The organism is Streptomyces sp. NPDC002577 (assembly GCF_053594815.1).
Genome location: NZ_JBSFWK010000028.1, coordinates 76,015 through 94,544, shown reverse-complemented (window position 1 = coordinate 94,544; position 18,530 = coordinate 76,015). Strand labels below are relative to the sequence as shown.

At 67.7% G+C, this 18,530-nt stretch carries 17 protein-coding genes; 2 read left to right on the top strand and 15 right to left on the bottom strand.

Going from position 1 to position 18,530, the window contains the following annotated elements; translation table 11 throughout:
• Positions 1-360 precede the first annotated feature (360 nt).
• Positions 361-1,116, top strand: a complete 756-nt coding sequence (locus tag ACWD4J_RS28680; RefSeq protein ID WP_451398339.1) for a hypothetical protein — start codon at positions 361-363, stop codon at positions 1,114-1,116.
• 682 nt (positions 1,117-1,798) lie between these two features.
• On the opposite strand, the gene ACWD4J_RS28675 is transcribed toward ACWD4J_RS28680, so the two are convergent.
• Positions 1,799-2,107, bottom strand: a complete 309-nt coding sequence (locus ACWD4J_RS28675; protein ID WP_451398360.1) for a hypothetical protein — start codon at positions 2,105-2,107, stop codon at positions 1,799-1,801.
• A 103-nt stretch (positions 2,108-2,210) separates the two neighbouring features.
• On the opposite strand from ACWD4J_RS28675, the gene ACWD4J_RS28670 reads away from it, so the two are divergent.
• Positions 2,211-2,585 (top strand): hypothetical protein, encoded by a 375-nt coding sequence (locus ACWD4J_RS28670; protein WP_451398338.1) that lies wholly within the window; start codon positions 2,211-2,213, stop codon positions 2,583-2,585.
• 23 nt (positions 2,586-2,608) lie between these two features.
• On the opposite strand, the gene ACWD4J_RS28665 is transcribed toward ACWD4J_RS28670, so the two are convergent.
• The 14 genes from ACWD4J_RS28665 to ACWD4J_RS28600 form a co-directional block, all read right to left on the bottom strand.
• Entirely contained in the window at positions 2,609-3,181 is a 573-nt protein-coding gene (locus ACWD4J_RS28665; protein ID WP_451398337.1) for a DUF4240 domain-containing protein, read from the bottom strand.
• A 109-nt stretch (positions 3,182-3,290) separates the two neighbouring features.
• On the bottom strand, positions 3,291-5,921 hold the full coding sequence (locus ACWD4J_RS28660; RefSeq protein WP_451398336.1) for a TniQ family protein: 2,631 nt from the start codon (positions 5,919-5,921) through the stop codon (positions 3,291-3,293).
• The gene (locus ACWD4J_RS28655) at positions 5,918-7,033 is read right to left on the bottom strand and encodes an AAA family ATPase (protein WP_451398335.1); all 1,116 of its coding nucleotides are present in this window, start codon (positions 7,031-7,033) and stop codon (positions 5,918-5,920) included. The genes ACWD4J_RS28660 and ACWD4J_RS28655 overlap by 4 nt, the downstream gene beginning before the upstream one ends.
• Complete coding sequence (locus ACWD4J_RS28650; protein WP_451398334.1) at positions 7,030-9,180, bottom strand: helix-turn-helix domain-containing protein; 2,151 nt, start codon at positions 9,178-9,180, stop codon at positions 7,030-7,032. The genes ACWD4J_RS28655 and ACWD4J_RS28650 overlap by 4 nt, the downstream gene beginning before the upstream one ends.
• Positions 9,177-9,821 (bottom strand): TnsA-like heteromeric transposase endonuclease subunit, encoded by a 645-nt coding sequence (locus tag ACWD4J_RS28645; protein WP_451398333.1) that lies wholly within the window; start codon positions 9,819-9,821, stop codon positions 9,177-9,179. The genes ACWD4J_RS28650 and ACWD4J_RS28645 overlap by 4 nt, the downstream gene beginning before the upstream one ends.
• A 292-nt stretch (positions 9,822-10,113) precedes the next feature.
• Positions 10,114-10,752 carry an OmpA family protein gene (locus tag ACWD4J_RS28640; RefSeq protein WP_451398332.1) on the bottom strand — a complete coding sequence of 213 codons (639 nt, stop codon included), beginning with the start codon at positions 10,750-10,752 and terminating at the stop codon, positions 10,114-10,116.
• Complete coding sequence (locus ACWD4J_RS28635; protein ID WP_451398331.1) at positions 10,752-11,342, bottom strand: hypothetical protein; 591 nt, start codon at positions 11,340-11,342, stop codon at positions 10,752-10,754. Before ACWD4J_RS28635 ends, ACWD4J_RS28640 begins: the two co-directional genes overlap by 1 nt.
• Positions 11,343-11,371: 29 nt before the next feature.
• Positions 11,372-12,040 (bottom strand): pilus assembly protein TadG-related protein, encoded by a 669-nt coding sequence (locus ACWD4J_RS28630; protein WP_451398330.1) that lies wholly within the window; start codon positions 12,038-12,040, stop codon positions 11,372-11,374.
• The gene (locus ACWD4J_RS28625) at positions 12,037-12,270 is read right to left on the bottom strand and encodes a hypothetical protein (protein ID WP_451398329.1); all 234 of its coding nucleotides are present in this window, start codon (positions 12,268-12,270) and stop codon (positions 12,037-12,039) included. The genes ACWD4J_RS28630 and ACWD4J_RS28625 overlap by 4 nt, the downstream gene beginning before the upstream one ends.
• A 245-nt stretch (positions 12,271-12,515) precedes the next feature.
• On the bottom strand, positions 12,516-13,721 hold the full coding sequence (locus ACWD4J_RS28620) for a response regulator transcription factor (protein WP_451398328.1): 1,206 nt from the start codon (positions 13,719-13,721) through the stop codon (positions 12,516-12,518).
• A 67-nt stretch (positions 13,722-13,788) separates the two neighbouring features.
• On the bottom strand, positions 13,789-15,132 hold the full coding sequence (locus ACWD4J_RS28615; RefSeq protein WP_451398327.1) for a sensor histidine kinase: 1,344 nt from the start codon (positions 15,130-15,132) through the stop codon (positions 13,789-13,791).
• Positions 15,133-15,162: 30 nt separating this feature from the next.
• Positions 15,163-16,050, bottom strand: coding sequence for a DUF5936 domain-containing protein (locus tag ACWD4J_RS28610; protein ID WP_451398326.1), 888 nt, complete (start codon positions 16,048-16,050; stop codon positions 15,163-15,165).
• 92 nt (positions 16,051-16,142) lie between these two features.
• Positions 16,143-17,081 (bottom strand): type II secretion system F family protein, encoded by a 939-nt coding sequence (locus ACWD4J_RS28605; protein WP_451398325.1) that lies wholly within the window; start codon positions 17,079-17,081, stop codon positions 16,143-16,145.
• Positions 17,082-17,166: 85 nt separating this feature from the next.
• Positions 17,167-18,507, bottom strand: coding sequence for a CpaF family protein (locus ACWD4J_RS28600; RefSeq protein WP_451398324.1), 1,341 nt, complete (start codon positions 18,505-18,507; stop codon positions 17,167-17,169).
• Between the last annotated feature and the right edge of the window lie 23 nt (positions 18,508-18,530).

Here is an 18,530-nt window from a genome sequence, read left to right as displayed (position 1 = left end):
GCCTGTTCAGCGGCCCGTACGTTCTTCGGCATGCTTGTTGAGTATTTGTCTGCTGATGCCAGAGCTCCGTTATGGACGGTTCGCTACGGAGCCGTCTCCTGGCGAGCTGAAGCAGTGTTTCGCCTGGCCACGGAGGCGCTGGGGTTGGGGCGGGTGAAGCGCCGTCCGGCGAAGAAGCTGGGGTGGTGGTGCAGTGCCCGAAGATGCGACGGGCGACGCCAGCCTGGAACGCCAGCGATGTGGAAGAGGGCCGTTCAGGGGCCCCGGCCTCCGGGGGAAACTGTCCGAGGTGAGCTGCATGGCCCCTACAATCACGTCCGGCGATCACCTGGGGAGGGGCCTGTGGGCGGGGACGGGAACGTGAACGTGAACGGGGAGGGAAACAGACACGGGCACGCGATCGAGCCCGAATACCGCAAGCGCAGGAAGAATCCCAAAAGCTGGCTCATCTGGATCGGCATCATGGGGGCGAACTTCGTCATCCAGATATCCAGAATTGAGCCCACGGGGCCCTGGATGGCCTTCGTGCTGTCTTGCGTGCTGTTGGTTGTGGCGGCCTACGCCCGGTTGGTGCTGTTCATCCGGCGCGGATGCACGCTCGTGGGGCCTGATGGGATCACTGCGCGGGGAGCCGTCTTCGAGCGCAAACAGTTCTGGCACGACATCTACGACATCCGGGTCGAGCCAGCCGCTCGAGGCGGCGGTCCCTGGGCGCCTCAGTGGATCACGTACCTGTACGGCATGGATGGCCGCCGGTTCCACCTCCCATACATCGACGATAGGCAGTTGGAGACCACCTTCCACAGTGAGGTCGAGGCCATCCGTACCGCCGGTGCCGATTGCCGCGGCATGCCCTGGGACCGCCGTCCCGAGGTGGAGGCGCGCATCCGCCGCCGCGCGGGCCATCGAAAGGCGTGGGAACGCGCGTGGATCGGCGCCCTCGTCGTCTTCTCGTGCATGTTTGTGCTCTTCCTAGCGCTGTTGTTCACCACGCAAGTGCGGCCGGAGCCCCAACTGTTGCTGTGGATACCGCTGGCCTCGTTCGTCGTGCTCGCGGCGCTGCTCAACTGGCGGTGGGAGTCGCAGGTTCCGCGGTCGCTCAGGGAGGATCCGTAGACGCGGCCGCCGGGATACATCGGGCGGTCCGATTGCCTTGGCACTGGCGGCCACTGGCGCGACCCGCGCTGGGGTCGTGGGGGCGTCTACGTGTACGACGCCATGCCGATCGACGCCCCTGGCGCGCCGGGCCGCAGCTCACTTCGCTTCGCTGGACGCTCCACAACCGCACAGTCGGGCGACCTGTGGATCTGGTGGGTAGAGCTCGGGTTGGGGTCGTCGGGAAAGTCGTTCAGCAGCCGGTGTCTGGGCGGCCGATGGCCGTTGCCCGGGCCGCTGGTTCGGAGAGGGAAGCAGTGCCGCTGACTTTGGCTGCAACCCCGCCCCCCGGTCCGCACGGCGTCAACTCGCGCGGCGCAGGGCTCATCCGACAACACAGGCCGGGCGTACGCCGGTTATCGTGTCGCGATCACGTGGGGGGCCACGGGATGTGGACGTGGGCCGGGTGGCGGCCCGGCGATGGGACGGAGCGGGGAAGAGAGAAGTCTCACGGCCGATGTCGTATCCGGCATGGATACGACATCGGCCGTGAGATTACGACGTGCAGCGTGAGACCCTACAAGTGTAGAATCTCGCGGCTCGTGGCATAGGGCGTCATGCTGGCCAGCAGGTTCTCGGGCGGTCTCACATCGCGGCCAGGTACTCCTGTCTCAGGAGGGGCGGCATTTCCTCGTGGCCTGCTTCAGGAGTCAGACAGCCGAGCCGTGATCTGGCGACGGGCCGTATCCCAGACCACCTCGAAGTGGTCGGAGGTCAACTCCTCGGGGTCGTAGCCCTCCCACTCCGAGACGGGCCGTTCTGCTGTGATCCCGAACCTGTTGTCGTACTCATCGAGGCGGCCTGCGTCGTAGGCGTGCTGCCACTCGGCAAGGGAGGCAGCTGCGATCGGGGTCAGCTCAGGCCCTTCGAGTTCAACCTGCCGGATCACCCAGCCTTCAGCGTCGACTTCGAAGTAGAACCAGACATCTTTCTCACCCCAGTAACAGCGCATCCACATCGTCACCAGACCATGATGACCGTGCCCCGGTCCGGCTGGCCGCGGAGGTGTCCACATTCCGTTGGATGGGCGTCCTGCAGGCTGGGATGATCCTGCGGTGACCAGCATCAGCAGAGTCGAGACCGAATCAGGGTGGGACGGCCCGTACTACCGCGTCCGCGCCGAAGCGTTCGATGCGCTATTCCTCCCCGGCCCTGACGAAGCACTCGACGAAATCTGCAATGTTGATGTCGAGGTGCATCTCCCTGATGGCTCGCGCTGGAGCGCGTCGGTCTTCACTCTTGCCGAGGTCGATCGGCTGATGAAGCGGTGGGAAGAGACCGGAGAAGCAGCTGGCGGCCAGTGCTTCTGGTGCTCTGACGGCTTGGTCGTGCGGGCTCCGGGCATCCCAGGGATGGTGACAGTGATCGCCAATCTGCTCAGATCCGGAGAGCTCGACGGCGCATTTCACCGCCTGGACTCCTCGGCCTGAACGCGCCGGACAGGGCCTGCCGATCAGTGTCCGGTATCACGGAGGTAGAGGGCAGCGAGCCGTGGGAGTCGACGTCTCATCTCATCGGGGTCATCGAAGTCGAAGTCTTCGCCCATGTCTTCGGAGTCTTCTTCGGAACTGTCCAGTGAGGCTCTGTACTCGTCCCATGCCTCGTAGAAGTCCTCCCCATCGCCGGTGACGCGCTCGAACGCCTCGCTCGCGGCGTAGTTGACCTCCTCGTAGAAGAGCTCCTCGTCACGGTGCGCCTCTGCGGCGGCGATCACTGCCGGGTGCTCAGCAAGACTGTCCGGTTGCGCCGCTGCCTTCTCGTACCAGTCGCGGCCCAGCGCGATCAGACCGGCGCGGAAGTCCATGAAGCTGTCGTCCGAGCAGCCGCCGCCGATGAGGTAGGCGGCCGCCCATACGTCCCATCGGTAGACGGCTTCATGTACCTCGTCGAAGCGTTCCTGGTAGCGGAGGATGTCGTCCTTGGCACGGGTGGCCAACTCGTCAACCAGGGCTTCGTCGAAGGGCTTGTCAGCTGTGCCGGCCGAGCGAGCGGCCTCGATGATGGTCCAGAACTCAGAGGTGTCCATGGCCGGGAACTCTGCCAGCCGGGTATGACAACGGCTCCTGCTGGGTCGGAGGCTGCCGCTGTGATCACGGTGACGACCGCGACGACCTTCACTCCGAATGGTGTCAGCGTTATGCCTCGGACAGCCAACTCGTTGCTGCTCTGACGACCCGCTTGCCAAGTGGCGTGAGTTTCATGGGCCGGCCCCGTTCGGCTCGTTCGAGTAGCGGGGCGCCCAGTTCGCGGGCCAGACGGTTGATCTGAGTGACGAGGGTGGGCCCGTTGACGCCCATGTCCCGGGCTGCCGCGCCGAGGGTGGGATAGGCGGAAGCTTTCACGAACCGCCGGAGGCGTTCTTCAGCGGCGAGGCCATTGAGTGCGGGTCGCAGCAAGCGGGGAGCCTGTCTGGCTCTCTCCCGAATGCGGAGGCTCTCGTCATGGCTTGCGCCGCCGCGAGGACGCAAGGGGATCTCGTGCGTCCTGACCCACTTGGCGACGTTCGACATGGTCATACCGGTCTCCTCGGCGATGTCGGCGAGGGTGCGACGGCGTGTGACGTACTGCTCGTGAAGCCATTCGCGGGTGATTTCCCGACGGTGTCGATACTCCTTCGGAGTACGGATCGGGATCTTGTACTCGGCGGCGATACCTCTGATCACGTCGGCCTGGACGCCGTAGAGCTCTCCGATGGCACGCAGGGACATCCGCTGATCGATGTAGAGCCGCGCGAAGGTGGCTGAGTCAAGGACTTCGCGGACGGGGTCGGAGACAGGGGCGGGCCACGAGCGTCGTTCGCTTGTATCGGGTGCCGGGTGCCGGTCGAGGAGGCAGCGCACGACGTCAATCGTCGTCTGCAGGTGGGCGGCGGCTTGGGTGGCCGTCATTTCGTCCTGGCGGATCAGACTGTGCAGCTCGTAGATATCGATCTCAGAGGGGCGATGTCCGGGCAGGCCGAGGTCTTGGAGGAGATTGTCCGGCGGGTACCAGGTCACGGGTTCGTCGGTGATGCGGTTGCGCTGCAGGAAATCCTCGGCCGCGTGGTCGAGATGCGCGAGAAGCTCGGGGGTCAACCGGAGGTAGCGCATGGCATGTTGGCTGCGAGCGGAGTTGTTCTCGGGGGTGCAGGTGGACGGTGCCATTCGGGCGGGCAGGCCGCTGATACGCAGGAACACATAGCTTCTGAAGAGTCGGGCGAGGGTGCCTGTGCTGCGGACGATGTCGCATTGCCGGGCGATATCGAACCATTGGCCGTCGGGGAGCAGGAGGGTGTAGTCGAGGCGTCGGCGCCGCTCGTAGTCGATCGGGGCGGGGCAGGTGTCGAGGTAGTCCGCGATATGGACCAGTGCGGCCTGGATGTCTGGCCACTGCTGGTGTTCCCGCAGGTGGCCGAGCATTCGGGAGGACATGAATCCGGTGGTGGCCTGGCCCAGGCGTTCGGCGATGACGTCGATGGACTGACGGTTGCCGACGAGCCCGATGAGACAGGACAGGGCAGGTCTCATGATCCGGTGGTCGTGGAGTTCGGGCGGTGCGAGGGGCAGGGCGAGTTCGGCCCAGAGTGCGGCGGGGAGTGAGCGGAGACGCTGGACGGGGATGTGGTCTGGCCGGGTGCCTGGATGGAAGGTCTGAACGCGGTAGCGGAGCTGGTAGACAGCCTGGAGCTGAGGACCGATGGCCGCGAGCTGGACCGCGCGGAGGACTTCGGTGGTGCCGGTGCCCCAGGGGGCGAGCAGGCTTCGGCCCGGTGATGGGCGTGACTCGCGTTCGGCTTGGATGATCCAGCGTGCGGAGGTTCCGGCTTGCTGGATGTCCGGTCGGCTGAGGATGTCCACGGCGAGAACGACACCGGCCGCAGTCATGGCAACGCTCTTCGGGGTGTGCATCCCCAGGGACTGAATGCCGACGTCGGCCGGGGTGAGAAGGGCGTTCAACTCATCGGTATTCATGGGGAGGCCCGCGGGAAGGCGTTCGGCCAGGTATTGGCGGGGAGCGTGGTGGAGGATCTCCCCGACGAGCGCTCGCAGGTCAGCGAGGGCTCCGAGTGCGGATTGCGGATGGTCGGCGTAGGGGCCGAACGCTGCGGTGCCGGAGTCGGTCATCGCGTAAACGAGCCGTTGTGCGTCCAGCACGGGATGATCGGCGTCGAGGAGCGGGGTGGCCGCTTGGGCAAGATCGGCGTCGCAGCGCCGCCGGCCGGGACCGGTGCCGTCCGCTGACGAGGTGTTCGGGCAATGCCCAGGATGCGGGATCTCGCGGGTGGCCAGAGCTCGCGTTCGCTGTCGGCTTCGGCACTGCGGGCAGTGGTCGGCCAGCAGCCGATTGTGCCTGACGCATGCGAACGACCAGCCCAGTCGCCAGGCCAGCTGCCAGCGGCCACCCGACTCGGCGAGACAGTCCGTGCAGAAACGTGCGCCGGTGCTCTTCCCCCAGCGCGTCGCACTTTGGGGCAGGCCGGAGCGGGGGTCGAGGTCCAGGATCCGCTGGTCGTAGTGGGCCAGGGTCATCGCGTGCAGGGCCGCGACGGGCGTGCCCGTCACCTGGGCGATGGACGCGGCCATTACAGGGCTGAGGCGCCTGGTCAGCATCTCGGTCGAGCTACTGCCGACCGCGAGTCCATCTTCGAGCGCGAGCAGTCCAAGATCGTTGAGAACGTCGCCGAGGGGCGTGTGCAGGCGGTGCGCAAATGCCTCAAGCCAGGAATCGAGAGCCTCACCCGGTACCGCCTTCAGCCTGATGGGAAACGTCCCCGGAGTAGTCCTCATGCGGACTGGCGTGATCGGGGGCGGCTGGTCAGCCGGCGGGCTTCCAGGGCGGCTTCGAGTTCGCGGCGGGCGTTCTCGGACGCCTCGTCGTTCTTCACGCGGTCGAGCAGGTCCTTGTCCAGGCGCTCGCTGCCGCTGCGGACAGCCCGCTGGCAGCCACGGTTGATCAGTGTCATGAGGGAGCCGATGTGGCCGGTGCTGCGGGAGAAGAGGTAGTCCGACAGATCGTGCGCGAGCATCCCGGGGTACTTGTCCGCCAGGACGATGCGCTGTTCCAGTGCCAGGAGCATCTGGTTCCACTCCCGTCGCCCGGCCTCGTTCGTGATCGTGAAGGGCCGCATGTCCAACCGGGTCGTACGGCGTCCGGTCTGGGCCAGCGCGGTGTCCCCCGCTGCCGATCCCTCGCTGAACAGGCCCTTGTCGGCCAGTCCGACGCCGACCATCAGCAGGGTCACGGGAAACTCGTTGGCGATCCACTTCAGATGGTTGCTGACCTCGATGCCGCTCGTTCTGCCCCACTTCAGGAAGTGCAGGTCATCGAGGGCAAGGACGCGGACCTCGCACGACAGCATGCAGTCCAGGGCCCGCCGGCCGAGTTGGACAGTGGTGCCCCGGGACCGTCCGGGATGCTCGAAGAACTCCAGCATGGCCCGGTTGAGGTCCTTCATGCCGGTGTTGCCGGTCAGTCCCACCCGGCAGACCGGCCACCGCTCGTGGCCCTGGTCGGTGAACTCGCCCTTCTCGGCAATCTCTCTGCGGTGGAACTCGCGCAGGAAGGCCAGGACCGACGTGGTCTTGCCCAGCCCGGGAAAGGCGTCGACGGCCACCGCCCCCTTGGCCTTGTCGCCGTCTTGCAAGTTGCTGTCGGTGATGTCCCACAGATCCTCGTGCAGCTCGACCAGCTGCGGGGTCTTGATCGGCCCGAGGTTGGCATGCCATTCCCGTCGCGACCGGTCGTACTCAGCCCGCGCCTGCACGCCGAGCACCTTGAGCTGCTTCCGGGTCAGCACCTCGGGCTGCTGTCGCCGGGGCGCGTCGGCGAACGCTTTGAAGTCCTCCTTCTTCGACAGAGCCAAGTTGCCCAGGTTCGACAGTCCGGCAACAGGGCTCACACATCCTCCAGGGCATCGGCGTAGAAGTCGTCCTCGTCGGTGAGCTCTTCCAGATCAGCGTCGTCGTCATCACCGGCTTCGGCCACGGCCTCCGGTTCCGGCTCCGCTGCGACCGGCTCCGACAGCCCCTCCTCCTGCCCCAGTGCCTTGCGTACGGAGGGCAGTGAGACGACCGGATCCTTCTCGCCCTCGGTCTCAGGCAGCTCGATGCCGGCCTGTTCCCGCGACAGTCGCAGCGCCATTCGCCGCTCGGCGATCGAGGTTCCCAGGCCGAGGTTCCAGCGCTCCAGCAGGTCGGCGACAGCGAGCCGGTCGTCCGGGTAGCGGTACTTCGCCGCCGCCAGTTTCCGGGCGAACGCCAGCGCATCCTCGCTCAGCGGCATATTGGCCGACGGCGCGTGCTCCCAGAGCAACGGGTGCCAGCGGTGATCGACTGGATCACGGAAGTAGATCCGGGTGATGTCATCGGGGTCGACCTGGAAGGGCCAACTACCCTCGGCCGGGCCCCGGTGCGGGCTCTTGGCATTGCGGTACGGATTGAGCGCGGGCCCGTTGTAGCGGCGGCGGCCGATCTCGACGCCGTAGTGCTGGATGGTGCGCCACTCGGTCCGCAGGAACTCAAAGGCCAGGTCACGGTCTCGGGGCACCTCGATGTACCCGGCCCGGGCCATACCGTGCTCGAACATCGCGGCAGGGGACAGCCTCAGTCCCGGCACCCCGGGATCGACCAGTCCCGCGTGCGGCCGACAGTGATACACCGTGGCGGTCCACTCCCGGACGATCTCCTCCAGCTCGTCGAGGAAGAAGAACGCGTCGTCCTCCGGGCTCTCGCCCCGCGAGTGGATGTCCGGTCCCTTGTAGCCCGGCAGGGCCTGCAGAAGCCCCTCCCGCAAGGTCCGGAAGTACCGCTCCACGGGCCCCTTGTCCCGACCCGTCCGAAGCCTCGCAGGCTGCACCGACACTCCCAACCGGCGGCAGACGCTGGTGAGATGCTCCGAGACGTAGACCTTGCCGTGGTCGACCACCAGTGTTTCCGGCACCAGCGGCGGCGAGGCAAACCCCGGCCCCTCGACCGCCTCGGCGTCCACCAGGACCGTCCGGGGAATGCCGTGCTCGGGCCAGACCGCGTGCTGCGGCCAGTCACGCCCCGCCGGACGGGGGCGGAACGACTGATAGAGCACCGCGCTGATGTCGACCGCCTTCGTGGAGACGGGCGTGATCCGAATCCCGGTGATGCAGCGGGTGTACCAGTCCATCCCGACCGAAAGCTCAGCCTGCAGCCACCGCAACGTGACCGGATCGAAGGCGAACACATCGAGCCGCGTGGAGTCCATCACCAGGTACTCCCCCGGTCGCGTCGGCCGCAACTTCCCGTACACCCCATCCGGGCGATCCGCGATGTCCCGATTTCTCTTCGTGCTCAGCCGGAACAGCGGATGCTGCCGCTCCAGATCCTCCAGCAGTCGAAACGCCGTCGCCCGGCTCGGCAGCTTCACCACATCCGCCCCGAATCGCGCGATCACCCGGGCCCGCGTCCGCTCGATCACCATCGTCCGCGACGGCTTCGACTCCCCGGTGTGCTCGACCATCACCTCCAAGGCGGTCTCCACCCACCGGTCGTCCGCCTTCACCTGCGACCTGCGGGCCAGACCCTTCTTCGGAGCCAGGCCGGCCTCGCCATGACTGCGGAAGTCGGCGACCCACTGCTTCACCGTACGAAGAGACACCCCCAGCTCGGCCGCCTTCGCCGCGTACCGGGCCTCCCGGGACAGTTTCGGGTCGTACTCCTGGCGGGGCTCGCCGTCCCTCGCCAGCTCAGAACTCCCTGACCGGAAACCTGTGATGACCTCACGCACGTGCTCAGACCGCTCCAGGAGCTTCGCCCGCTCCGCCGCCCCCAGCTGCCCCAGCACCACGGACGCGATCTCCACGTCGTCGTCGGCCGACGGCCCCGACCTATCAGGAATGATGGCCGCCCGGTCAGAGAACAGCAGCTCCGTGAGTGACAGTCGCAGCAGTCGCCCCCTGCCGTCCTTCAGGACCACTTCGTTGCCTGCCGTGGTCGCAGCCATCTGCACCACCTCGACAGTCTCCCCGTCGTAGCGGAACCGCGTACCCACCCCGACCCTTGCTCCGGCGCCGCTCATGCCGACCTCCGGCACACCCGCGACGGGTCGAGCGGGCGATCGAGATCCACGAGGAGGTCATGAGTCCAGAGCAAATGGTGAACAGCAGAGCGCACTTGGGGCTCGGCGTGTCCCGGAAACCGACTCGCGATCTGCCCCAACGGAACACCGTCGAGATCGGCGTCACGAAGCTCGTCCAGGAGATCGGTGCTGAACAGCCAGGACCGGCGATAGCCGGCCAGGAAACGGATGTTCTCCAGCTCCGCCGGCGGCGGCTCGCTCCAGACCTCGTACTGCCAGCCGCGCGACTCCACCGCCCTGCGGGTCCAGTCGAAGGTGAAGGCCACCTCAGGCTGGGACACTCGGCGCAGTGGCTTGACGTCCACCACTACGGGCCCCTGCCCGGTGATCAGTAAGTAGTCCGGGATGTGCTTACGAACCTTCCCCTCCAGCGCCGCCTTCAGCAGGAACGGCTGGGCCACGATGTGGCGTACGGAAGGATCGAAATCGGCGAAGAGGAGACGTGCCAACTCCAGCCGCGACTCGTAGATCACGTGGTCGTTCGTCGTCGCCGACCAGTAGATACCCGAGTAGTACTTCTGCCCCTTGAACCAGCGAAATGTTCGCCAAGGCACCGCCGACGCCAAGAGCTCGACGGACACCTCGCTCCAGGCCCGGTCCTCCACCGCCGCACGCCCCTCGGGACGGACACTCACAGACGCAGCGGATTCCCCCACCGCACACCCCCAGCCACACATCAACTTCCTGTGCAACCAAGGTGTCAGCGCAGCGAACGCAGGCGGGATGGATCACTGTTCTCGCCACCCGAATGGGTGACGCTCCGACCTGCGGGTCTCACGGCGGCGGCATAAGTGCCGCCGCCGTGCAGTTCTCGCTGAGATTATGCAGCGAGTTTTGAGACCCTACAGGACCGGCCTCTGGTGTGGGGGACGGTCAGCTTTCGGAGCGAGGGAAGGCCACCTCGACCCGGCGGTTCTTCTTGCGGCCCGCCTCCGTCGAGTTGTCCGCGATCGGGTACTGCTCGCCGTATCCGCGGACCTCGAACGTGATGTCCGTGCCGTCGAGCTCCTTGGCCAGCACGTCCTGTACCGCCTGGGCGCGCTGCTTCGACAGGACGAGGCCGTGCTCGGAAGAGCCCAGGTCGTCGGTGAAGCCGAAGACCCGGACCGTCGTGGCCTTCTGCTTCTTGACCTCTTCGGCGATGGCCGCGATCCGCGACGTCGCCTGGCTGCTGAGCTTCGCGCTGTCCTTGCCGAAGAGCACCTCGGACTGAAGGGCGAACTTCACGTCCGAGTTGGTGTCCTCGCGGCGCTCGTCACCGTCCAGGTCCTCGACGACCGACTTGATGTCGAGCACCTTGGGAGCGGCCAGAGTCGCGCCGTCGGGCAGCTTCAGGTCGGGGTCGGTGCCGTCGACCTGGACGGGTGCCGACGCCGACGCGGACGGATACGGGTTGTCGTCGGCGAGGGCGTTCGGCGCGGCGAAGACGCCGAACGCCAGAACCCCAGCGACGACCGCGGCCGCCGTCATCCTGGCGCCGGCCCACTGCGTGCGGGTGGTGGCGGCGCTCATCAGGAGATCTCAATCGTCGCGTTGGGGAAGCCCGGGAACTGCAGGTCGACCGAGGCGGTCGAGTCCGGCGGGGCCGGGAACTGGGCGAAGAAGGTCAGGCTCTTGCCCGCTGCGATGCTCGGATCGAAGCCCGCGGTGGTCAACGGACGGTTGTCGGTATCGCGAAGCACGTAGTAGCGCTTCTTTTCCTTCGAGTCCACCAGCGTCATAGCGGCGATCGAGCGCCCCGTGCCCGCAACCGCGTTCTCCTGCCCACTCCACTGAATGGGGATGGTGTACATCTCTTGGCTGGTGTTCTTGAACTCACCACTCACGGTGACAAATCCGCCGCTGTCGCGCTTCGCCTCATGCACGACCATCTCGATGCCGTTGTCGCCCTTGAGCGTCGCGATGGTCTTGCTGGTGTCGGGCTCCGTGTTTCCGCTGCCACTGTTGCCGCTCTTGCCCGTGTCCTGGCTGGCGCTCGACGACGACGCCTTCGTGTCCCCGCCGTCGTTCCCGCCGCACGCCGTCGCCGTGAAGGCGAGGGCCGCGGCGACAAGGGTGGACGCTGCGGCCCGACGGAGGCGCCTCGCGTGCCGAATACTCATGAGTGGTGTTCCTTTGCGCTCGTTCGCGGTCAGTGATCGGCCAGTCGGACGGTGAAAAGGTCCGCCATGTCCGGTAGGAGGTCCAGATTCTTCGGGTCGATGGGCCAGTCCTTGCCGTCGCAGACGATCTTCCCCGGCGAAGGCTTCTTGTCGTCGCCATTGCCGGGCGGGTCGTTGCCTTCATCGGGCGACGGCGTGGCCTGGTCGTCCTCGTTCGGCTCGAACTGGCACCGCGGCTCGACCACAGCCGTGGCCGTCGCCTTCGCGTGCTTCTTCTCCGTGCCGGGGAGGATGGTGTCGCCCATCGACTTCTTGGAGACGACATTGACGGTGAATCCCCAGCGCCCCTCGTTGAGTTGGGCGCAGGTCACCCTGTCCGGGTCCAGTTCCGCGTCATTCAGTTCAGCGAAACGGGCTGCGGCCTGGCAGCCGTTGTACGTGCCGATCTGGTTGCCGTCGAGGATGTCCCTGAGATAGTCGCCGTCGAGGATGTTCTCCAGGAAACCGTTCCGCAGCTGGTCCCTGGACTCCTGTGCCGCCGCCAGGGCGGCGGCATCGGCTGCTGACTGCGTGCTGTTGCGCGCCGCGTCCGCTTTGCCGAACGCGAAGAACAGGAGCGCGAGAAAGAGCAGGCCGACCACCGCTGTGATGTACAGCGGTGCGGCCTGCCCTTTGTCCGTGTGAGCCGCTCGGCTCACTTGTTGAGGACCTCGTTGACCTTGGTCGTGAACTTGTTCGCGATCGTTGCGCCCATGTTCGTGTTGAGCAGCGCCACCACGATGGCCACGACGAGGATGGTGATGCCCACGTACTCCAGCGCGCCCTGACCCTTGTCGCTGCGACGCTTGATGGCCTCGACAGCCGTGTTCTTCCAGTTGTTCAGGTAAACCTGGGAAGCAGTGGCGGCCTTCAGCGTGACGTCCTTCATGGTGTTCCCCTCCATGCTCGGCCGGCCGCTCACCGGCCGACGCATTCGCGTAAGTCTTCGTGTCGTCCGCGCTTCCGGCTTCCTCCTGGCCGGACTCGCTGGCGACACCAAGAACGTACGGCCGGGGGCACCCCTGGAGCATGGGCCCGCGGACCCAACCCCGGGCCCAAAACCCGCGTTGGGCTTCCGGGCCCACGTACCCGCGGGGACCCACGAAGCCGCTGAGGTGACGGGCCCGCATGCGCTCAGACATGCCGCGTCCCCCCACCCCGAGCCGTGCCCAGCCAGATCGCGATCGCCTCGCTGCGGCTGCCCGCGTGCAGCTTCGTGAAGATGCGGTTGATGTGGTTCTTGACGGTCTTCTCGCTGATGAAGCAGGTGGCGGCGATCTGCTGATTCGACATGCCCGACGCGATCAGGTCCATCACTTCCACCTCCCGCTGACTCAGTCCCGACGGCACGCCGCGGGCCTCCCGGCCCCCCGCCGCCGACGCGGGTGCCACTGCGCCCGACTGTGGAGACTGTCCCACATTCGCTTGCGAAAGCGAAGGATTTTGAGGGAAGTTTTGCGACCCCGTGAGCGGCCCAACGCTTTGCTGTTGCTGGCTCATTGGCCAGGGCTCGGGTATTTGCGCTGCCGTATCGTGTGCGGGTGCAGATGGTTGAGCGTAAGCCTGTGGGTAGGACTGTGCAGGTGGTTGGGCGTAGGGCTGCGCGGGTGGTTGGGCATACGGCTGCGGCTGAGGGGCGGGCTGGTAGCCGGGCCCGCCCGTGAAGGCCGTTCCGAGGCCTTCCGGCAGCGGCGGCGGGACCTCCCCCGGGGCCCCCGGACCCCCCGGAGAACCCGGAGCCCCAGGACCTCCCGGCCCGCCGCGTACCGCAGCCAGCAGCGCGCTTGACGCCGTGTACGTGAAGGGGGCGCGGCCCGCCTTGATGTCCCGTACGGCTGCGACGAGCTGATCGGCTGTGAACTCGCCGTGGACCAGATAGCCGCCGGCGCCCAGGCGCACCGCCTCGTGGACGATTTCGGCCTCGCGGCTGTACGTCATCATCAGCACCGGCGCCAGCCGCACCAGGTGCGGGAGGGCCGAGATGCCGTCGACGCCCGGCATGCGGACGTCGAGGAGGATGACGTCGGGACGGTGGCGTTGGGCCTCCTCGTAGGCCTCGCGGCCGTCGGCGGCCTCGGCGATCACCTGGATGTCGTCGCGGCCGGAGAGCAGGACGGTCAGTCCGGCCCGTACGACGGGGTTGTCGTCGGCCACGACGACGCGCAGCGGTTCGGCTCGGGGCGGGCCGGGAAAGGCGGGGAATCCTTCAGACGCCGCGGCCGACGGGGGTATGGGGACGTGCGTCGGAGTGTGCTCGGAACGGGGGACCGAGTTCCCTGAGGTGTGCTGGGACACGTGGTGCGACAGGTGGTGGTGCCCGGTGTGTGTTTCGTCCGGCATCGTGCGGCCTCCTCTCCGGAGGTGGGGGGACGGTTGGGGAGCGGATCAGCTGGTGCGGTGCGGTGGATCAGGGTGTTGCGGCTGGATCGGGTTGGGCCGGTACGGCGATGGGGGGCGGGGCCGGGATCACTGCGGCGAGCGGCAGTTCCACTCGGACCTCGGTGCCGGTGGTGGCCTGGCCTCTGCCGATGCGGATGCGGGCACCGACGGAGGCGGCGCGCTCGACCATGCCGACGAGGCCGAAGTGGCCCGCGCGTCTGAGTTCGTCGAGGGTCGTGCCGGGCGGCAGGCCCCGGCCGTCGTCGTAGACGCTGAGGCGGACCTGGCCGCCGACGATGCCCGCCGACACCTCGACGCGGGTGGGGTGGGCGTGGCGGTGGGCGTTCTCCATCGCCTCGGAGGCGATCGTGAGTAACTGCCGTCCCACGGCGTTCGGCATGGAGGGCAGGGGCATGCCTCCCAGGCGGTGGTAGGTGGCGGGCAGGCCGGTGCGGCGGCCGAAGTCGGCTGTTCGTGCGGACAGTTCGGTGGCGACGTCGATGCCTCCGTCGTACCCGGCCTCACGGCGCAGGTCCGACAGGAGTTCGCGGGACTCGGACGCGGCGCGGCGGGCCGAGCGTGCGACGAGTTCGGCCTGGTGCTTGACGGTGAGCGGGTCCATGCGGCCGGCGGATGCGGCGAGGCCGTCGGCGGCGAGCGCGAGCCCGTGCAGGGTCTTCGCGACCGAGTCGTGCATCTCGCGGGCGAGGCGTGCGCGTTCGCCCTCGACCGCCTCACTGACGGCGAGCCGGGCGCGGGTCTCCGTCAGGGCCTGCGACGCGGTGCCGAAGCGGAGCAGCAGGCTCCGCAGCGTGCTGCCGACCGCGCCCGCGATGAAGCAGAGTCCGGCCAGCAGCAGGGCGGAGGCGCCCGCGTCGACCTGCTCGTTCACGCCGTACGCGGCGCCGAGGAGCAGTACCTGGAGTGCGGCGAAGAAGCCGGCGCCGCGCCAGCTGTAGACGAGGCCGGCGAGGAGCGGGGTGCAGATCGAGACGAACGCGAGGGTCGAGTTCGGCGAGGCGCTGAACAGCAGCAGCGCGCCGAAGAGCATGTCGAGGGCGAGCAGCGAGGGGTGGCGCAGCAGGACGGGGCCGAACCGCTCCCAGTCCCGCAGCAGCACATAGCTGACCATCACGGTGACCAGCACGGCCGAGCCGACCAGCCAGCCGGACAGGCCCGAGTGGGTCGCGGAGAGCGCGAACGGGGCGGCGAGCGCCGTCATCGCCAGCCGGAAGGCGAAGAGCTGACGGCACAGCGCCTGGAGCGCGTTGACCTGGATCGGCAGCGCGGGCACATGGCCGGGTGCCGCCTCGGGGCCGCTCGGGGCCGAGCCCCCGGTCAGCGCCGGGGCCGGGGTGAACTGCTGGAACACTGCACTCGCCTCCTTCCCTGCTCAGCCGCCTCAGCCGCCGAGGATGTCGTTGAAGTCGACGCCCGACGCGTAGTAGAAGCCGACGCCGATCAGGATCATCGTGGCGGGGAGCATGACGCTCGTGACGATGAGCGTGGCCTTCGGCACGGCCTTGGACGCCTTGCGGCGGGCGTTCTGCGCGTCGGTGCGGCGCATGTCGTTGGCGATCTGGATGAGCGTGTCGACGATGGGGGCGCCCAGTTCCTCGCCCTGCTGGAGCGCCGACACGAACATCGAGACCTGCTCCGAGTCGTTGCGTTTGCGCAGCTGGTCGAAGGCCTCGCGGCGGCTGACGCCCATGTCCATCTGGCGCAGCGTGATGCGCAGTTCGTCGGCCCAGGGCCCCTGGTACTTCTCCGAGACCCGCTCCAGGGCCTGGCGGAAGCCGAGGCCCGCGGAGACGACGACGGCGAGGACGTCGAGGAAGTCGGGCAGGGTCCGCTCGATGTCGTCCTTCCTGCGGCCGATCGCGGAGCGGATCAGGACCTCGGTCCAGAAGAAGCCGTAGAGGGCGAAGAGGACGGCCAGGAACACCTGGCCGTTCATCAGCATCACCAGGGCGGTGATGGAGCCGAGGCCGGTGTAGACGGCGCGGCGGGCGGCGTACCGGTCGACGGTCATACCGCCGGGGTTGCCCGCCATGTCGAGCTTGCGGCGCACCTGGTCGACGCGCTTGGGGCCCATCATGCGCAGCACCCGGGGCGCGTACCGCATGCCGATCCGGTCGATGGCGGAGCCCGTGGCGGTGGTCCGCGACGATCCGACCTCGAGGGCCACGGCGAGGTCGTCGGGGAGTCTGGCGTCGGCGCGGTAGAGGCGTATGCCTTTGAACGCGCCGAAGACGGAGAGCCCGATGACGAGGGCGAGCAGCAGATCCATCGCGTGTCCTCCTTTCCTGGGTTTGCTGGGCTTGCTGGGCTTCCTGGGCTTTGCTGAGCTTGCTGAGCTTGCTGAGCTTTCCTGGGCGCTCGTCAGATGCGGATGCGGGTCATGCGGTTGATGAGGAAGAAGCCGAGCCCGTAGAGGCCGGCCGAGACGATCACGGCGACCTTGCCGACGAAGGAGCCCGTCATGTCGTCGAGGGCGCCCGCCCGCATGCTGTTGATGATCAGCAGGAAGCCGAGGCCCAGGACGGGGACCGCGACGGCGGTGACCTTCACCTGGGACAGCAGCGTGGTGACCTCGCGCCGGGTCTCCTTGCGCTCCTCCAGCGTCTCGGTGAGGTTGCGCAGGCTGGAGACGATGGTGCCGCCCGCCCGGTTGGACAGGATCAGCGTCGTGACCAGGACGGTGAGCTCGCGCGACGGGAGCCGTTCGGCCAGCTCGTTCATGGCGTCGTCGAGGGAGTGCCCGACGGCCAGCTGGTCCGCGACCCGCCGTAGCTCCTCGCCCGCCGGATCGTCCAGCTCCTCGGCGGCCATCGCGATCGCCGTACGCAGCGCGAGGCCCGCCTGGGTGGCGTTGGCGAGGATGCGGGTCAGCTCGGGGAGCTGGGCGATGAACGCCTCGGTGCGCTTGTTGCGCTGCCAGTTGAGGAAGGCGTTGGCGCCCCAGAGCCCGATGACCGCGGCGATGACGCCGAAGAACGGTGCGAAGAGGGAGTCGGCGACGATGTAGACGCCGAGCAGCGCGGCAACGACGTAGACGAAGTACTCGCCCGGCGTGATGTCGAGGCCGGTCGTCGCGATCTTGCGCTCGATACGCCGGCCGAGTCCGGTGCCGCGCAGCCGGCGGTCGACGGTGCGGAAGCGGCGTCGGCGGCCGGTGACGATGGGGATCTGGCCGGTGGCGCTGAGCCGGTCGACGAGTGCCTGCCGCTGGGCCTTGCCCGCCGAGTAGCTGTGCAACCCGATGACGGCGAGCACGCAGGTCAGCAGCGTGGCTCCGATCGTCAGAAGTGAGAGATCCATGGGGACGGGCTTTCTCCGGGGCGGGGGTTCGGGGACGGGGAGCGGGGAGGCGGGGTGGGGCGTCGGGCGGCGGACCGGCGTGCGGTCACAGCGGCGGCGAGCGCCTGAGGGGCTGGGTCTGCGCGTCCGCGACGCCGAAGACGGGCGAGATGGCTTCGTTCCTCATGTACAGCCGGTCGGCGATCCGGCGCGACAGCGGGAAGTACTCGAACTTGCCGTGGATGCGTCCGTCCCCGGCCATGGGCTGGGCGTTGAAGCGGCACGCCGTCGACATGCGGTACTCCTCGCGGCCGTGGGAGTCGACGAAGGCGATCTCGGTGATCCGGCGGGCGCCGTCGGCGAACCGGGTCAGCTGCACGATCACCTCGACGGCGCTGTTGATCTGGTCCTTGATCGCCACGAACGGGATCTCGACCTCCGACATCGACGCCAGGGTCTGCAGACGCATCAGGGCGTCCTCGGCGCTGTTGGCGTGGACGGTCGCGAGCGAGCCGTCGTGACCGGTCGACATGGCCTGGAGCATGTCGAGCGTCTCGCCGCCGCGGACCTCACCGACGATGATGCGGTCGGGGCGCATACGCAGCGAGTTGCGGACGAGGTCTCGGATGGTGATGCGGCCCTTGCCCTCGACGTTCGGGGGCCGGGACTCCAGGGTGATGACGTGGCTCTGCTGGAGCTGGAGCTCCGCGGAGTCCTCGATGGTGATGATGCGCTCGCCGTCGGGGATCAGGCCCGACAGGGCGTTGAGGAGCGTCGTCTTTCCCGTGCCGGTGGCGCCCGAGACGATGATGTTGAACTTGGCCCGCACCAGGCTCGTGAGCAGCATCATCATGTGCTCGTCGAGCGAGCCGAGGTTGATCATCTCCTGGAGCGTGAAGGCGCGGGGGAAGCGCCGGATGGTGAGGACCGGGCCCGAGAGCGACAGCGGCGGGATGATGACGTTGACGCGCTCTCCGGACGGCAGGCGGGCGTCGACCATCGGGTTCGCCTCGTCCACGCGGCGGTTGACGGTGGAGACGATGCGTTCGATGGTCTGCATCAACTGCTCCTGCGAGCTGAAGCGCATCGGGAGCTGCTCCAGGCGGCCGCCGCGCTCGACGAAGACCTGGTCCGGGCCGTTCACCATGATCTCGCTGATGGACGCGTCCTCGAGCAGCGGCTCCAGGATGCCGAGGCCCAGCGCCTCGTCGACGACGCGCCGGATCAGCGCGGACCGCTCGTGCGTGGAGAGGACGGGGCCCTCGCGCGAGATGATGTGGCCGAGCACCCGTTCGAGGCGGATGCGGCGGTCGGCCAGCGCGAGCGACGACATCTCCGCGAGGTCGATCTCTTCCAGGAGCTTGGCACGGTAGACGCCGACGAGGTGGTTCTCCTCGTTGTGGCCGCTCTGCGGCTCGGGGTTGCTGATGCGGGCCCGCAGGCTCATGTGCGTGACTCCTCGTGGGGGTG

Bases quoted from the DNA above. Each gene is read 5' to 3' on its own strand.
- ACWD4J_RS28610 (WP_451398326.1), bottom strand. From the start codon at position 16,050: ATGGATCTGCTGCTCGCCCTCGTCATCGGGCTCTCCGTCTTCGGCGCG.
- ACWD4J_RS28665 (WP_451398337.1), bottom strand. From the start codon at position 3,181: ATGGACACCTCTGAGTTCTGGACCATCATCGAGGCCGCTCGCTCGGCC.
- ACWD4J_RS28660 (WP_451398336.1), bottom strand. From the start codon at position 5,921: ATGAGGACTACTCCGGGGACGTTTCCCATCAGGCTGAAGGCGGTACCG.
- ACWD4J_RS28600 (WP_451398324.1), bottom strand. From the start codon at position 18,507: ATGAGCCTGCGGGCCCGCATCAGCAACCCCGAGCCGCAGAGCGGCCAC.
- ACWD4J_RS28625 (WP_451398329.1), bottom strand. From the start codon at position 12,270: ATGAAGGACGTCACGCTGAAGGCCGCCACTGCTTCCCAGGTTTACCTG.
- ACWD4J_RS28650 (WP_451398334.1), bottom strand. From the start codon at position 9,180: ATGAGCGGCGCCGGAGCAAGGGTCGGGGTGGGTACGCGGTTCCGCTAC.
- ACWD4J_RS28605 (WP_451398325.1), bottom strand. From the start codon at position 17,081: ATGGATCTCTCACTTCTGACGATCGGAGCCACGCTGCTGACCTGCGTG.
- ACWD4J_RS28620 (WP_451398328.1), bottom strand. From the start codon at position 13,721: ATGCCGGACGAAACACACACCGGGCACCACCACCTGTCGCACCACGTG.
- ACWD4J_RS28635 (WP_451398331.1), bottom strand. From the start codon at position 11,342: ATGAGTATTCGGCACGCGAGGCGCCTCCGTCGGGCCGCAGCGTCCACC.
- ACWD4J_RS28675 (WP_451398360.1), bottom strand. From the start codon at position 2,107: ATGCGCTGTTACTGGGGTGAGAAAGATGTCTGGTTCTACTTCGAAGTC.
- ACWD4J_RS28640 (WP_451398332.1), bottom strand. From the start codon at position 10,752: ATGAGCGCCGCCACCACCCGCACGCAGTGGGCCGGCGCCAGGATGACG.